Annotated in this window: 15 protein-coding genes; 4 read left to right on the top strand and 11 right to left on the bottom strand. The window is 64.4% G+C overall.

Annotated elements, in window-relative coordinates; translation table 11 throughout:
• The 8 genes from WJ542_RS10765 to WJ542_RS10730 all read right to left on the bottom strand — a co-directional run bounded on the left by WJ542_RS10765 (position 1) and on the right by WJ542_RS10730 (position 5,986).
• Positions 1–1,011, bottom strand: a complete 1,011-nt coding sequence (locus WJ542_RS10765) for an inorganic phosphate transporter (RefSeq protein ID WP_027797229.1) — start codon at positions 1,009–1,011, stop codon at positions 1–3.
• A gap of 10 nt (positions 1,012–1,021) precedes the next feature.
• Positions 1,022–1,648 carry a DUF47 domain-containing protein gene (locus WJ542_RS10760; protein ID WP_411189281.1) on the bottom strand — a complete coding sequence of 209 codons (627 nt, stop codon included), beginning with the start codon at positions 1,646–1,648 and terminating at the stop codon, positions 1,022–1,024.
• Between the two features lie 191 nt (positions 1,649–1,839).
• A complete protein-coding gene (locus WJ542_RS10755; RefSeq protein WP_411189280.1) occupies positions 1,840–3,225 on the bottom strand; it encodes a replicative DNA helicase in 1,386 nt (461 codons plus the stop codon).
• Positions 3,226–3,381: 156 nt separating this feature from the next.
• A complete protein-coding gene (rplI, locus tag WJ542_RS10750; protein ID WP_411189279.1) occupies positions 3,382–3,834 on the bottom strand; it encodes a 50S ribosomal protein L9 in 453 nt (150 codons plus the stop codon).
• 27 nt (positions 3,835–3,861) lie between these two features.
• Positions 3,862–4,137, bottom strand: a complete 276-nt coding sequence (gene rpsR / locus WJ542_RS10745) for a 30S ribosomal protein S18 (protein WP_027797225.1) — start codon at positions 4,135–4,137, stop codon at positions 3,862–3,864.
• Positions 4,138–4,139: 2 nt separating this feature from the next.
• A complete protein-coding gene (gene priB / locus WJ542_RS10740) occupies positions 4,140–4,439 on the bottom strand; it encodes a primosomal replication protein N (protein WP_411189278.1) in 300 nt (99 codons plus the stop codon).
• A gap of 55 nt (positions 4,440–4,494) precedes the next feature.
• The gene (rpsF, locus tag WJ542_RS10735) at positions 4,495–4,866 is read right to left on the bottom strand and encodes a 30S ribosomal protein S6 (protein ID WP_411189277.1); all 372 of its coding nucleotides are present in this window, start codon (positions 4,864–4,866) and stop codon (positions 4,495–4,497) included.
• A gap of 205 nt (positions 4,867–5,071) precedes the next feature.
• The gene (locus WJ542_RS10730; protein WP_411189276.1) at positions 5,072–5,986 is read right to left on the bottom strand and encodes a substrate binding domain-containing protein; all 915 of its coding nucleotides are present in this window, start codon (positions 5,984–5,986) and stop codon (positions 5,072–5,074) included.
• A gap of 183 nt (positions 5,987–6,169) precedes the next feature.
• On the opposite strand from WJ542_RS10730, the gene gcl reads away from it, so the two are divergent.
• The 4 genes from gcl to lysM all read left to right on the top strand — a co-directional run bounded on the left by gcl (position 6,170) and on the right by lysM (position 10,757).
• Positions 6,170–7,954: a glyoxylate carboligase gene (gene gcl, locus WJ542_RS10725; RefSeq protein ID WP_411189275.1), complete on the top strand. Its 1,785-nt coding sequence runs from the start codon at positions 6,170–6,172 to the stop codon at positions 7,952–7,954.
• Positions 7,955–8,040: 86 nt separating this feature from the next.
• Positions 8,041–8,838, top strand: coding sequence for a hydroxypyruvate isomerase (gene hyi, locus WJ542_RS10720; RefSeq protein WP_411189274.1), 798 nt, complete (start codon positions 8,041–8,043; stop codon positions 8,836–8,838).
• A gap of 73 nt (positions 8,839–8,911) precedes the next feature.
• Positions 8,912–9,820: a 2-hydroxy-3-oxopropionate reductase gene (locus WJ542_RS10715; RefSeq protein WP_411189273.1), complete on the top strand. Its 909-nt coding sequence runs from the start codon at positions 8,912–8,914 to the stop codon at positions 9,818–9,820.
• A gap of 436 nt (positions 9,821–10,256) precedes the next feature.
• The gene (gene lysM / locus WJ542_RS10710; protein WP_411189272.1) at positions 10,257–10,757 is read left to right on the top strand and encodes a peptidoglycan-binding protein LysM; all 501 of its coding nucleotides are present in this window, start codon (positions 10,257–10,259) and stop codon (positions 10,755–10,757) included.
• 115 nt (positions 10,758–10,872) lie between these two features.
• On the opposite strand, the gene WJ542_RS10705 is transcribed toward lysM, so the two are convergent.
• The 3 genes from WJ542_RS10705 to WJ542_RS10695 form a co-directional block, all read right to left on the bottom strand.
• Positions 10,873–11,910 carry an asparaginase gene (locus WJ542_RS10705; RefSeq protein WP_411189271.1) on the bottom strand — a complete coding sequence of 346 codons (1,038 nt, stop codon included), beginning with the start codon at positions 11,908–11,910 and terminating at the stop codon, positions 10,873–10,875.
• 76 nt (positions 11,911–11,986) lie between these two features.
• Positions 11,987–12,913 (bottom strand): CysB family HTH-type transcriptional regulator, encoded by a 927-nt coding sequence (locus tag WJ542_RS10700; RefSeq protein WP_411189270.1) that lies wholly within the window; start codon positions 12,911–12,913, stop codon positions 11,987–11,989.
• 49 nt (positions 12,914–12,962) lie between these two features.
• Complete coding sequence (locus WJ542_RS10695; RefSeq protein WP_411189269.1) at positions 12,963–14,027, bottom strand: sulfate/molybdate ABC transporter ATP-binding protein; 1,065 nt, start codon at positions 14,025–14,027, stop codon at positions 12,963–12,965.
• Positions 14,028–14,030 lie beyond the last annotated feature (3 nt).

Raw genomic sequence — 14,030 nt, 5'->3', positions numbered from 1 at the left:
TCACATCAGGCGGTGACCCAGCCACCAGCCCGCTGCCGCGAGCGCGGCGGAGGCCGGAATCGTAAGCACCCAGGCCCAGACGATATTGCCGGCCACGCCCCAGCGCACGGCGGAGAGCTTTTGCGTCGCTCCCACGCCGACAATCGCGCCGGTGATGGTATGCGTGGTCGAAACCGGGATACCGAGCCAGGACGCGGTGAAGAGCGTGATCGCCCCGCCCGTCTCGGCGCAGAAACCACCGACCGGCTTGAGCTTGGTGATCTTCTGCCCCATCGTCCGCACGATCCGCCAGCCGCCGAACAACGTGCCGATCCCCATCGACAGATAACAGCCGCCCACCACCCAGATCGGCGGCGCGGCGGCCGTGGCCGAAGCGTAGCCCGTGGCGATCAGCAGCATCCAGATGATGCCGATGGTCTTCTGCGCGTCGTTGCCGCCGTGGCCGAGGCTGTAGAAGCTCGCGGAGATCAGTTGCAGCCGGCGAAAGCGCCGGTCCACCTTGCTCGGCGGCGTGCGGAAATACAGCCACGACACGAGCAGCATGAAGAACGAGCCGAGGATGAAGCCCAGCAGCGGCGAGATGAAGATGAACGCGACGGTCTTCATGAGGCCGTCGAAGTTGAGCGAGTGCCAGCCCGATTTGGCGAGCGCCGCGCCCACGAGTCCGCCGATCAGCGCGTGCGACGAACTCGACGGAATGCCGTAATACCAAGTCAGCACGTTCCAGCCGATCGCCCCCACGAGCGCGCCGAACACGACGTAGTGGTCGACGATATCGGGATCGATGGTGCCCTTGCCCACCGTTTGCGCCACCTTCAGGTGGAACACGAAATAGGCGATGACGTTGAACATGGCCGCGAACGCCACCGCCTGCTGCGGCTTGAGGACGCCCGTCGACACGACCGTGGCGATCGAGTTCGCCGCGTCGTGAAAGCCGTTCATGAAGTCGAAAATCAGCGAGATGGCGACGAGCGACGCGACCACCCAGATGGCGAGTTGTATCGATTGCATCGCGGCGGGCTCAGGCGTTTTCCAGCACGATGCCTTCGATGATGTTCGCGACATCCTCGCACTTGTCGGTGATCGTCTCGAGCAATTCGTAGATTGCTTTCAGCTTGATCAGCGTCTTGACGTTATCTTCCTCGCGGAAGAGCTTGGAGATCGCGGAGCGCAGCAGGCGGTCCGCGTCCGATTCCAGCCGGTCGATGTCTTCGCAGGCCTTCAGGATCTCGCGCGCCTGCTTCATGTCCGAGAGCAGCCCCACGGCGGTCTGGACGCGCTGGGCCGTCATCGTGCAGATATGCGCGAGTTGACTCGCTTCAGCCGTCACCGCCTGTACGTCGTACAACGAAATGGCCGTGGCGACGTCTTCCATCAGGTCGAGCGCGTCGTCCATCGTCGAAATCAGCTTGTGGATCTCGTCGCGGTCCAGCGGCGTAATGAAGGTCTTGTGCAGCAGGTCGATCGCTTCGTGCGTGAGCTTGTCGGCGGCCTTCTCGGCCGTCTGGACGTTCTGCTTGTGCACTTCGGCGTCGGCCAGGTTGTCGATCAGGAGCTCCAGCTCCTGGCTCGCGGAAACCATGCACTTTGCATGAGCGTTGAAAATTTCGAAGAACTTGCCCTCGGTGGGCATGAATCGACCGAACATTGGAATCCTGGAAATGGGTCTCGGTTTGCCGTCATAAAACGGCAAAATAGCCGTCAAATATCCGTCATAAGGCGGCAACATTGTAGCGTCAGGTGCACTGAGACGCACTTGTCGCCGGACACGGAAGCGGCATTTGCACCACGCCGGCGCCCGATGCCGCCCGCGGCGTCTTGACAGGGAGGGTAACGGCGTCAGTCGCCGCCGTAGAAGCTCTGCGCTCCGGCGAAGTTGTCGAACTTCGTGTATTGACCATGAAACGTGAGGCGAACGGGTCCGATCGGACCGTTACGCTGCTTGCCGATGATGACTTCGGCCGTGCCCTTGTCCGGGCTGTCGGGGTTGTAGACTTCGTCGCGGTAGATGAACAGGATCACGTCCGCGTCCTGTTCGATGGCGCCCGATTCGCGCAGGTCCGACATCACGGGACGCTTGTTCGGCCGCTGCTCCAGCCCGCGATTGAGCTGCGAAAGCGCGATCACCGGCACGTCCAGTTCCTTGGCGAGGCTCTTGAGCGAACGCGAGATTTCGGAAATTTCGGTGGCGCGGTTCTCACCCGTCGAAGAACCGCTCATCAGTTGCAGGTAATCGATGATGATGAGGCCCAGCTTGCCGCACTGCCGCGAAAGACGCCGCGCACGCGAGCGCAGTTCCATCGGGTTCAGGCCGCCCGTCTCGTCGATGAAGATCTGCGCCTCGCTCATTTTCTGCACGGCGTGCGTGAGCTTCGGCCAGTCCTCGTCGGTGAGCCGGCCCGTGCGCATGCGGTGCTGATCGAGGCGCCCGACTGAACCGAGCATGCGCATGATGAGCTGCGTGCCCGGCATTTCCATCGAAAACACCGCGACCGGCAGGCCGTATTCCACGGCCACGTATTCGCCGATATTCATCGAGAGCGCCGTCTTGCCCATCGAAGGACGCCCCGCCACGATGATCAGTTCGCCGCCGTGCATGCCGGAGGTCATGCGGTCGAGGTCCACGAAGCCTGTCGGCGTGCCGGTCACGTCGCTCGGATTGGCGGTGTGGTACAGCGTGTCGATGCGCTCCACGACCTGCGTGAGCAGCGGTCCGATTTCGAGGAAGCCCTGGGTGCCGCGCGCGCCGTCCTCGGCAATCGAGAACACCTTCGCCTCGGCCTCGTCGAGAAGCTGCCGCACTTCCTTGCCCTGCGGATTGAACGCATCCGCCGAAATTTCGTCGGCGACCGAGACGAGGCGCCGCAGCACGGCGCGGTCGCGCACGATCTCGGCATAGCGGCGGATGTTCGCCGCGCTCGGCGTGTTCTGCGCGAGTGCGTTCAGGTACGCGAGGCCGCCCACCTCTTCGGCCTTGCCGGAGGTGCCGAGCGCCTCGTACACCGTCACCACGTCCGCGGGCCGCGTGGACGAGATCAGCCGGCCGATATGCTCGAAGATGATCCGATGATCGTAACGGTAGAAGTCGCTTTGCGAGAGGAAGTCGGCAATCCGGTCCCAAGCGCTGTTGTCCAGCAACAGGCCGCCGAGCACCGATTGTTCGGCCTCGATCGAATGCGGAGGGACTTTCAGCGACTCGAGCTGGGGATCTTTGGGCGCGTTCATGGAGGGCAATTATCGGACAAGCCGGCTACCTGGAACAAGCTGGAAAGCGAGAAACGCCACGAGGCGTTCGGGCAACAAAAAAAGGCAGAAGCCGTGGGGCTCCTGCCTCTTTCGAACAACGAAGGTCGAGCGGCCCTGACGGGTCGCTCGTATGCCTTAGGCGTGCTCGCCCAGCACCGACACCGTGACGTCGACGAGGACGTCGGTGTGCAGCGAGACTTGCACCGGGTGGTCGCCCACCATCTTCAGCGGGCCTTCCGGCAGACGCACTTGCGCCTTTTCCACTGCGAAGCCTTGCTTCGTGAGCGTTTCGGCGATGTCGGCGTTCGTGACCGAACCGAACAGACGGCCGTCCACGCCAGCCTTCTGGCCGATCTGGACGGTCAGGCCGTTCAGCTTCTCGCCTTCTGCCTGAGCGGCGGCCAGCTTCTCGGCGGCGGCCTTTTCGAGTTCGGCGCGGCGAACTTCGAATTCGGCGATTGCGTCCTTCGTGGCGCGGCGCGCCTTCTTGTTCGGGATCAGGAAGTTACGTGCGTAACCGTCCTTCACCTTGACGATGTCGCCGAGGTTGCCCAGGTTGACGACTTTTTCCAGAAGAATGATCTGCATTCTATTGCTCCTTATCGCGTCGTCTTGTTAGGCCTTGTGCTGGTCGGTGTACGGCATCAGCGCGAGGAAACGCGCGCGCTTGATAGCCGTGTCCAGCTGACGCTGATAGTGGGCCTTCGTACCCGTCAGGCGTGCCGGCGTGATCTTGCCGTTTTCGCCGATGAAGTCCTTCAGCGTGTCGAGATCCTTGTAGTCGATCTGTTCGACGTTGGCTGCCGTGAAGCGGCAGAACTTCTTGCGCTTGAAGAGCGGGTTTTGCTGTTGACGACGCTTGTCGAATTTCTTACCAGTCGGGCGGGGCATGATTAGTCCTTTCCTGTACCTTGCATTTCGGTGATGTGAAACACCAGGGTTCGCGCGTTGCGGTGCTTTTTAGCCAGGAAGCCGGTGAAGAGCGCCTCGACGCCCATCTCGCAACCTTCCAGCTTGCCGCATGCCTCGCCGGCGGCCACCGCGTCCATCGTCAGTTCCACGAGGCGGGCAATGCCAGCCTCGACGACTTCGGTGCGGTGGTGCAACGTGCAGCTTGCGATCGGAACGCCGGCGGGGGTGTACCGCACCGGTTCGCGTTCGACGACGCTGGCCGTGAGTTGCAGCCTGTTCACGTGGCTGATTTACGCAACTGTTAGCAACTGAGCTGAATCCTGATGGCTTGTATCTTTAAGCCTGCGCGTCGGCCGGCTGGGCAGCCGCCTTCTTGGCTTCTTCGCGCTGCACTTCCTTCATCATCGGCGACGGGCCGGTTTCGGCCTTCTTCATCTTGACGATGAGGTGGCGCAGAACGGCGTCGTTGAACTTGAACGCGTGTTCGAGTTCGTCGAGCGTGGTCTGGTCGCATTCGATGTTCATGCAGACGTAGTGAGCCTTCGCGAGTTTCTCGATCATGTAGGCCAGTTGGCGACGGCCCCAGTCTTCGATACGGTGGATCTGGCCACCGTGCGACGTGATCGTGCTCTTGTAGCGCTCGATCATGGCGGGCACTTGCTCGCTTTGATCGGGATGCACGATGAAGACGATTTCGTAATGACGCATGTATCACTCCTTATGCTTACTTGTGGATATAAGCCACCCGGGCGTCGGAACCGGTGCGGCAAGTGAGAAGCCGAAGATTGTAGCGCGAGTGACACGCACGCGCAACTGAAATCGTGATCCAGCACGCTGATTCGGGCGTATTTTCAATGACTTGCGCGGCCCGCAGGCCCTGGAACGCATCCGGCCCCGCATCGGTCCATGCCAGTCAGCCCGCCTCGCCGCTCCAGTACCCCGGCCGCGCATAGACTTCTTTCAGGTAGTCGATGAAATAGCGCACCCTGGCCGGCACGTAACGCTGTTGCGGATACACGGCGAGGATGTCGTAGTCGGGCAACGCATACTCGTCGAGCACCGTTTCGAGTTCGCCGCGCGCCAACTGGGCGTCGATCTCCCAGGTGGACCGCCAGCCGAGCCCCAGGCTCTCGGTCGCCCAGCGATGCAGCAGTTCGCCGTCGTTGCAGTCGAGCGTGCCGCCCACGCGCACCGTCACGAGCTTTCCATTGCGCCGGAAGTACCAGCCGCGGTTCTGGCCGCCCTGCAGGTTGAACGCGAGGCAGTTGTGATTCGGCAGATCTTCCAGCGTCTTCGGCCTGCCGTGCTTGCGGAAGTACTCGGGCGTACCGCACACCACGCGCCGGTTCGAAGCAAGCTTCACCGCGACGAAGTTCGGGTCGACCGCGCCGCCGATGCGGATCGACAGATCGTAACCCTCGCGCACGAGATCGACCACGCGGTCGGTCAGGTTGAAGGAGACCTGGAGTTCGGGTTTGTCGGCGAGAAACGGCGGCGCGAGCGGCGCAACGTGCTTGCGCCCGAAAGCCGCCGGCGCCGAAACGATCAAATGGCCGTTCACGACACGCCGTCCGGCGGAAAGCTCGTTCTCCGCCTGCTCCCACTCGGCAAGCAGGCCCCGGCAACGCTCGAGAAAGGCGCCGCCTTCCTCGCTCACCACGAGCCGCCGCGTGGAACGGTACATCAGCTTTACGCCCAGGCGCTTTTCCAGCGCGTCGATGCGCCGCCCGAGGACCACGGGCGAAACGCCCTCCTCCAGGGCCGCCGCCGCAAGGCTGCCCGCCTCGGCAACGCGCACGAAGGTTTCGATCTGCTTGAAGCGGTCCATTTTGTGTCTCCTGAATGCCGCGCAATACCGCCTGGGGGCCGCCAAGGGCCGTCGCGACAGCATTCAATACTTTTAGTTTCGAAATAAGCGACCCAGACGGATCTTATCAAACCTTTCCGGCGGCTCTACAGTCGCCTCAACCACCTGGTTACTTGTGCAATTTGCGACATTCAGGAGACATTCATGGCCAAGATGAGAGCCGTCGACGCAGCCGTGCTGGTGCTCGAAAAAGAAGGGATCGACACCGCTTTCGGCGTGCCAGGCGCCGCCATCAACCCGTTCTATTCGGCGATGAAGAAGGCCGGCGGCATCACGCACGTGCTGGCGCGCCACGTCGAGGGCGCCTCGCACATGGCAGAAGGCTACACGCGGGCCGAGCCGGGCAACATCGGCGTGTGCATCGGCACATCGGGCCCCGCGGGCACCGACATGATCACGGGCCTCTACTCGGCTTCCGCCGACTCGATTCCGATCCTCGCGATCACGGGTCAGGCGCCGCGCGCCCGTCTCTACAAGGAAGACTTCCAGGCCGTCGATATCGAGTCGATCGCCAAGCCCGTCACCAAGTGGGCCGTGACCGTGCGCGAGCCGGCGCTCGTGCCGCGCGTGTTCCAGCAGGCGTTCCACCTGATGCGCTCGGGCCGTCCGGGTCCGGTGCTGGTCGACCTGCCGATCGACGTGCAGCTCGCCGAAATCGAATTCGACATCGACACTTACGAGCCGCTGCCGGTCTACAAGCCGAAGGCAACGCGCAAGCAGATCGAAGCGGCGCTCACGCTGCTCAACGCCAGCGAGAAGCCGCTGATCGTCTCGGGCGGCGGCGTGCTGAACGCGGCAGCCGAAGATCTGCTCGTCAAGTTCGCCGAAACGGTGGGCGTGCCGGTGATCCCGACGCTCATGTCGTGGGGCGCCATTCCCGACGATCATCCGCTGATGGCCGGCATGGTCGGCCTGCAAACGTCGCACCGCTACGGCAACGCGACGATGCTCGCCTCGGACTTCGTGCTCGGCATCGGCAACCGCTGGGCGAATCGCCACACGGGCAGCGTCGAGGTCTACACGAAGGGCCGCAAGTTCGTGCACGTCGACATCGAGCCCACGCAGATCGGCCGCGTGTTCGGCCCGGACCTCGGCATCGTGTCCGACGCCAAGGCCGCGCTGGAGCTCTTCAACGAAGTCGCGCAGGAATGGAAGGCCGCGGGCAAGCTGAAGGACCGCAAGGCGTGGGTGGCCGAGTGCCAGGAGCGCAAGCGCACGATGCTGCGCAAGACGCACTTCGACAACGCGCCGATCAAGCCGCAGCGCGTCTACGAAGAGATGAACAAGGTATTCGGCCGCGATACCTGCTACGTGAGCACGATCGGCCTCTCGCAGATCGCGGGCGCCCAGTTCCTGCACGTCTACAAGGCGCGCAACTGGATCAACTGCGGCCAGGCAGGCCCGCTCGGCTGGACGATTCCGGCTGCGCTCGGCGTGCGTGCCGCCGATCCGGCCCGTCCGATCGTTGCGCTCTCGGGCGACTACGATTTCCAGTTCATGGTCGAAGAACTGGCCGTGGGCGCGCAGTTCAAGCTGCCGTATGTCCACGTGGTCGTGAACAACTCGTATCTGGGTCTGATCCGCCAGGCGCAGCGCGCGTTCGACATGGACTTCTGCGTGCAGCTCGCGTTCGAGAACATCAACGCGCCGGAAGTGAACGGCTACGGCGTGGATCACGTGACGGTGGCCGAAGGCCTCGGCTGCAAGGCGCTGCGCGTGTTCAAGCCGGAAGAGATCGAGCCGGCGCTGAAGCAGGCACAAGCCCTGGCCGCCGAGCACAGCGTGCCGGTGGTGGTCGAGGTGATCCTCGAGCGCGTGACCAACATTTCGATGGGCGCCGAAATCGACGCGGTCAACGAGTTCGAAGATCTGGCCGACAAGCCGGAGCACGCGCCGACGGCCATCAGCGCCCTGAACGCACTCGACTGAGCTTCACCCGCGCAGGCCGCGCGTGCCGAACTGGCGCGCGGCCTGCCCCGACTTCTTTACTGACCGACCAGCGAGACCCAAGCATCATGCCGAAATTCGCAGCCAACCTGACCATGCTGTTCAACGAAGTTCCGTTCTTCGACCGCTTCGCCGCGGCCGCGAGCGCGGGCTTCGACGCCGTGGAATTCTTGTTCCCGTATCCGTACCAGGCCAACGAACTGGCCGAGCGCCTCGAAGCGAACAAGCTCAAGCTCGTGCTGCACAACCTGCCGGCCGGCAACTGGGAAGCGGGCGAGCGCGGCATTGCCTGCCTGCCCGACCGTAAGGGCGAGTTCCAGGAAGGCGTGGGCCGCGCGATCGAATACGCGAAGGCGCTGAAGGTGCCGCAACTGAACTGCCTCGTCGGCATTCCGACGGCGGGCGTTTCGCGCGATACGGCGCTCGCGACGATCGTGGAGAACCTCGCGTTCGCTGCCGCCGCGCTCAAGCGCGAAGGCATTCGCCTGCTCGTCGAGCCGTGCAACTCATACGACATTCCGGGCTTCGCGCTGAACCGTTCGGCCGAGGCGCTCGACGTAATCGGGAAGACCGGCTCGGACAACGTCTTCCTGCAGTACGACATCTATCACATGCAGCGCATGGAAGGCGAACTCGCGGCGACGATCAGGAAGCATTTCGCGAAGATCGCCCACATCCAGCTTGCCGACAACCCGGGCCGCAACGAGCCGGGCACGGGCGAAATTCACTACCCGTTCCTGTTCGACCTGCTCGATACCCTCGGCTACGCAGGCTACATCGGCTGCGAGTACAAGCCGCGCACGACGACCGTGGAAGGCCTCGGCTGGCTGCGCAGCGCCCGGCAGCGCTCGGCCGCGCACGCTTGAGCACAGCGCAAACGCACCCGCGGCGCACCACGAAGCGGTAACGAACTGAATAGATTTAACGGAGAAACCCAAGATGGCAAAGATTGGTTTTATCGGCCTCGGCATCATGGGCGCGCACATGGCGCGCAACCTTTTGAAGGCTGGTCACACGCTCGCCGTGAACGGCAAATATCCGGTGCCGGACGACCTGCGCACGCAGACCACCGTCGTCGCCGACTCGACCGCCGTGGCCCAGGCCGCCGACATCGTCATCCTGATGGTGCCCGACACGCCTGACGTCGCGAACGTCCTCTTCGCCGACGACGGCGTGGCCAAGGGCCTCACCGCCGGCAAGCTCGTGATCGACATGAGCTCGATCTCGCCGCTGGAAACGCAACAGTTCGCGAAGCAGATCAACGCGCTCGGCTGCGACTACCTCGACGCGCCGGTCTCTGGCGGCGAAGTCGGCGCACGCGAAGCGACGCTCTCGATCATGGTCGGCGGCCCGCAAAAGTCGTTCGACCTCGCGCTGCCGCTGTTCCAGTTGATGGGCAAGAACATCTCGCTCGTCGGCGACAACGGTGCGGGTCAGACCACCAAGGTCGCGAACCAGATCATTGTCGCGCTGAACATCGAGGCTGTGGCAGAAGCCCTGCTCTTCGCGGCACGCTCGGGCGCCGATCCGGAGCGCGTGCGCCGTGCGCTGATGGGCGGCTTCGCTTCGTCGCGCATTCTCGAAGTGCATGGCGAGCGCATGACGAAGCGCACGTTCAATCCGGGCTTTCGCATCGAGCTGCACCAGAAGGATCTGAACCTCGCCCTCGACGGCGCGCGCAAGCTGGGCATCGCGCTGCCGCACACGGCGAGCGCGCAGCAACTCTTCAGCGTGTGCGCGGCGAACGGCGGCAAGGCGTGGGACCACTCGGCGATGATTCGCGCGCTGGAAATCATGGCGAACTTCGAGATCGCCGAAGGCGAAGGCTCCAAGGCGAAGGCTGCCTGAGAGGACTCGTCGGGAAGGCTGCCTGAAGCAGGCAGTTTGATTGGGGCCGGCGCGCGAGTCGCGACGGCCGATCGTGGGGCGCTCCGCGGCGGCGGCAACCGTCGCGGGGCAAATCGGGGCCGCTCTGGGCTGAGGGCGGCCAGTGGGGTCCGCAGCGGCGCCCGGTGACGGCGGGGAAGCCTTGGTCGGTCAGACGTCGTCATCGGGTGTCCGCCTGTCGGATTGTCCTCAACCGCAATAGCCATCGCGTTTCATCCGGCACGATTCCGTGCCGCCACAGCTCTGTGGCGCTTCACACTCCTTGACGCTCCCCTGATAGACCGCGTCCGCCCCCTCGCCCTATGATCGCGCCTTTCATCGGCCTGTCATTCGGCCGGCGCAAGGTGATCGCGACGCGCGATCGACCAGTCAACCCAGCACGTAAGGAGTGTGATCGATGGGCATCATCAACTTCATCAAGGAAGCCGGCGAAAAGCTCTTTGGGGCCGCCACGCCGGAAGCCGCCGCTGCGCAACCCGAAGCCGCACCCGCGGCTAATCTCGCCGAGCTGAACCAGAAGGCGGGCGACGCCGTCGCCGCCTATATCCGCTCGCAGGGCCTCGCCGCCGACAACCTCGGCGTGACCTACGACGGCGCGACGCACGCCGTCACGGTAACGGGCAACGCCGCCGACCAGGCGACGAAGGAAAAGATTCTCGTGGCCGCGGGCAACGTGCAGAACGTGGACAAGGTGGACGACCAGATGACGGTGACGAACCCGGCGCCGGCCGCGGAACATCACACGGTTGTCGCTGGCGACAACCTGTGGAAGATCGCCGAGAAGTATTACGGCAATGGCGCGAAGAACGACGTGATCTTCCAGGCGAACACGCCGATGCTCAAGAGCCCGGACAAGATCTATCCGGGCCAGGTGCTGGTGATTCCGGCACAGCAATAAGCCGCCCGATAAAGCGTGGGATAACCGCGCGTCGAAGCTGAAGCGCCACGCTCTCTGCGTGGCGCTTTGCATTTCCGCGCACCGCGTTCGCGGTCAATGCCCGTCTTCGCTGGTCTTAGTAGGTATCGAAGACCCGCTGCAATGCTCCCCGGTCGACCGCGCCTTGGGCGAGCGCAAGCGCGAGCAGCACGCGCGCCTTGTAGGGATTGAGCGAGCCCGCCGAAACGAAGCCGAGCGCGTCGTCGCTCGCGGCGCCGTTATGCATCACGTGGCCCGAGCCCACGCGCGAGGCGCGCGCGACGGCCACGCCTTTCGCGGCGGCCTCCGACAGTGCCTGTTGCAGCGTAACGTGAATCGAGCCATTACCCGTGCCGGCCACGACGATGCCGCGCACACCCGCCGCCACGAGCGCATCGACCGCAATGCGCGAAACGCCCGCATAGCTCGTCACGACCTCGACGTGCGGCCACGCCTCGACGGCCGAAAATGGCGTAGCGACGGTGTGCGGACGCAGCGCGCCGCGCTGGAACTCCACGCGCCCGTCCTGCACCCAGCCCAGCGCGCCGATCTCGGGCGACTGGAACGCATCAACTGCATAGGTGCTGATCTTGACGACGTCGCGCGCGCAATGAATGCGGTTGTTGAACGCGACGAGCACGCCCTGCCCCGCCGCTGCGCCGCTTGCCGCGAGCGTGACCGCGTTGAGCAGGTTGAGCGGGCCGTCGGCCGAAAGCGCCGAAGCTGGACGCATGGCCGCCGTCAGCACGACGGGCTTCGTGCTCTTCACGGCGAGATGCAGCAGGTAAGCCGTTTCTTCGAGCGTATCGGTGCCGTGCGTGATGACGACGCCATCGACGTCGTTGGCCGCGAGCAGCCTGTTCACGCGCTGGGCGAGCGTGGTCCAGAGCGCGAGCGGCATGTCCTTGCTGTCGATGCTCGCGACCTGCTCAGCCGCGATCTGCGCGACGGCATCGAGACCCGGCACGGCGGCCAGCAGTTGCGCGACGCCGATCACGCCGGCCTGATAGCCGGAGGTGTTGGCCGCATCGGGCGCGGCGCCCGCGATGGTGCCGCCGGTGGCAAGGACGGCAATGCGCGGCAGCGGCTTCGAGGCCGCCGCCGGGGAAGAGGATGGGGTCAGTGGAGTATTCATGGCGGCGATTTTAAGCGATCCGCCGCCGCGCGCCACCTGGCCGGAAGGCCAACGCCCACCGGCCGTGCAACCGGCGTCAACCCACCTCGCGCAACTGGGCCGCGATCTGCTGCTCGTTGAGATGCGGCGCGAACATCTCGATCAGCCGGTACGCGTATTGACGCAGGAACGCGCCTTTGCGCAGACCCACGCGCGTCGTGCTGGCCTCGAAGAGGTTTTGCGTATCGAGCGCGACGAGTTCCGTATCGCGCTTCGGGTCGTAGGCCATCGCCGCCACCACGCCCACCCCCATACCCAGCTCGACATAGGTCTTGATGACGTCCGCGTCGATGGCGGTGAGCACAACGTCGGGCACGGCGCCCACTTTCGCGAACGCCTGGTCGATATGCGAGCGGCCCGTGAAGTCCTGGTCGTAGGTGATGATCGGATACTCGGCGATCTCTTCCAGCGTCAGGTTCTCGCGCCCCACGAGCGGATGGTCCTTCGGCACGACGACCACGTGATGCCACGAATAGCACGGGAACGTCACGATATCCGGGTAGCGGTCGAGCGCTTCGGTCGAGATGCCGATGTCGGCCTCGCCGTTGATGATCGACTGCGCGATCTGCTGCGGATTGCCCTGGCGCAGCGCGAGATGCACTTTCGGAAACACCTCGCGGAACTGATGCACGACCTTTGGCAGTGCGTAGCGCGCCTGCGTGTGGGTCGTCGCGACGACGAGGTGACCGCTGTCCTGGTCGGCGAACTGGCGCGCGACGCGGCGCAGGTTCTCGGCATCGAGCAGCATGCGCTCGATGAGCTGATGCACGGCCTTGCCCGGCTCGGTCAGGCCCGTCAAGCGCTTGCCGCGGCGGATGAAAATATCGACGCCGAGTTCGTCCTCGAGGTCCTTGATCTGCTTCGACACACCCGACTGCGACGTGTACAGCACGTTCGCCACTTCGGTCAGGTTCATGTTCTGGCGCACCGCTTCGCGCACGAATCGCAACTGCTGAAAATTCATCTCTCGTCTCCGGAAACACCGAAGTAATCAGGTTGATTTGATGTAAGTATCACGCCGCCTGCGCCGCGAACACGCGCAGCCCGCGCGGCACCGCGGTAACGTTGTCGCCCACCGAAAGGGAAAGCATGCGCCATGCCTCGCGGTCGAGCTCGGCTTCGAGCGCACTGCCCGCGCCGCTTTCGAGTTCCACGCGCACCGAGCCGCCCACCGGCACCACGCGGCGCACATCGACGACGATGCCCTCGTGATGATCCGCCTGCCGCGGATACAGCGCGAGATCGTGCGGCCGCACGTAGGCAAGCGCGCGGCCCTCGAAACTGGCCTGCACGGCGATCGGCTGCGCCGCGCCGTCGGCCACGAACCCCCGCGCGTCGACATAACCCGAAAGCCGGTTCGCCGCGCCGAGGAACTCGTAGACGAACGCCGTCTGCGGGCGATCGTAGACGTCCTGCGGGCTGCCCACCTGTTCGACGCGGCCGCGATTGAGCACGACGATGCGGTCGGCCACTTCGAGCGCCTCTTCCTGGTCGTGCGTGACGAAGATCGTGGAGATGTGCAGGTCGTCGTGCAGGCGCCGCAGCCAGCCGCGCAGCTCCTTGCGGACCTTGGCGTCGAGTGCGCCAAACGGCTCGTCGAGCAGCAGCACTTTCGGCTCGACGGCAAGCGCCCGCGCAAGCGCGATGCGTTGACGCTGGCCACCCGAAAGCTCGGAGGGATAGCGCTGCGCGAGCCAGTCGAGTTGCACGAGGCTCAGCAACTCATGCACCTTCTGGCGAATCGCGGCTTCGGCAGGACGCTCGCCGCGCGGCTTCACACGCAGCCCGAACGCCACGTTCTCGAATACCGTCATGTGCCTGAACAGCGCGTAGTGCTGGAACACGAAGCCCACCTGGCGCTCGCGCGCGCCCACCGCGCCCACGTCCTGCCCTTGCAGCACGACCTGCCCCGCATCGGCATATTCGAGGCCGGCGATCACGCGCAACAACGTGGTCTTGCCGCAGCCGGACGGCCCGAGCAGCGCAACGAGCTCGCCCGGAGGAAAGTCGAGCGAGACGTCGTCGAGCGCGGCGAAATCGCCGAAGTGCTTTTGCAGATTACGAACGGTGATACCCATGTT

The organism is Paraburkholderia yinzeri (assembly GCF_046581065.1).
Taxonomy (GTDB): Bacteria; Pseudomonadota; Gammaproteobacteria; order Burkholderiales; family Burkholderiaceae; genus Paraburkholderia.
This window is presented reverse-complemented; position numbering and strand designations above follow the sequence as displayed.

Excerpts from the sequence above, each read along its gene's own strand:
- WJ542_RS10765 (WP_027797229.1), bottom strand. The coding sequence starts at position 1,011 with ATGCAATCGATACAACTCGCCATCTGGGTGGTCGCGTCGCTCGTCGCC.
- WJ542_RS10760 (WP_411189281.1), bottom strand. The coding sequence starts at position 1,648 with ATGTTCGGTCGATTCATGCCCACCGAGGGCAAGTTCTTCGAAATTTTC.
- WJ542_RS10755 (WP_411189280.1), bottom strand. The coding sequence starts at position 3,225 with ATGAACGCGCCCAAAGATCCCCAGCTCGAGTCGCTGAAAGTCCCTCCG.
- rplI (WP_411189279.1), bottom strand. The coding sequence starts at position 3,834 with ATGCAGATCATTCTTCTGGAAAAAGTCGTCAACCTGGGCAACCTCGGC.
- rpsR (WP_027797225.1), bottom strand. The coding sequence starts at position 4,137 with ATGCCCCGCCCGACTGGTAAGAAATTCGACAAGCGTCGTCAACAGCAA.
- rpsF (WP_411189277.1), bottom strand. The coding sequence starts at position 4,866 with ATGCGTCATTACGAAATCGTCTTCATCGTGCATCCCGATCAAAGCGAG.
- WJ542_RS10730 (WP_411189276.1), bottom strand. The coding sequence starts at position 5,986 with ATGGACCGCTTCAAGCAGATCGAAACCTTCGTGCGCGTTGCCGAGGCG.
- gcl (WP_411189275.1), top strand. The coding sequence starts at position 6,170 with ATGGCCAAGATGAGAGCCGTCGACGCAGCCGTGCTGGTGCTCGAAAAA.
- hyi (WP_411189274.1), top strand. The coding sequence starts at position 8,041 with ATGCCGAAATTCGCAGCCAACCTGACCATGCTGTTCAACGAAGTTCCG.
- WJ542_RS10715 (WP_411189273.1), top strand. The coding sequence starts at position 8,912 with ATGGCAAAGATTGGTTTTATCGGCCTCGGCATCATGGGCGCGCACATG.
- lysM (WP_411189272.1), top strand. The coding sequence starts at position 10,257 with ATGGGCATCATCAACTTCATCAAGGAAGCCGGCGAAAAGCTCTTTGGG.
- WJ542_RS10705 (WP_411189271.1), bottom strand. The coding sequence starts at position 11,910 with ATGAATACTCCACTGACCCCATCCTCTTCCCCGGCGGCGGCCTCGAAG.
- WJ542_RS10700 (WP_411189270.1), bottom strand. The coding sequence starts at position 12,913 with ATGAATTTTCAGCAGTTGCGATTCGTGCGCGAAGCGGTGCGCCAGAAC.
- WJ542_RS10695 (WP_411189269.1), bottom strand. The coding sequence starts at position 14,027 with ATGGGTATCACCGTTCGTAATCTGCAAAAGCACTTCGGCGATTTCGCC.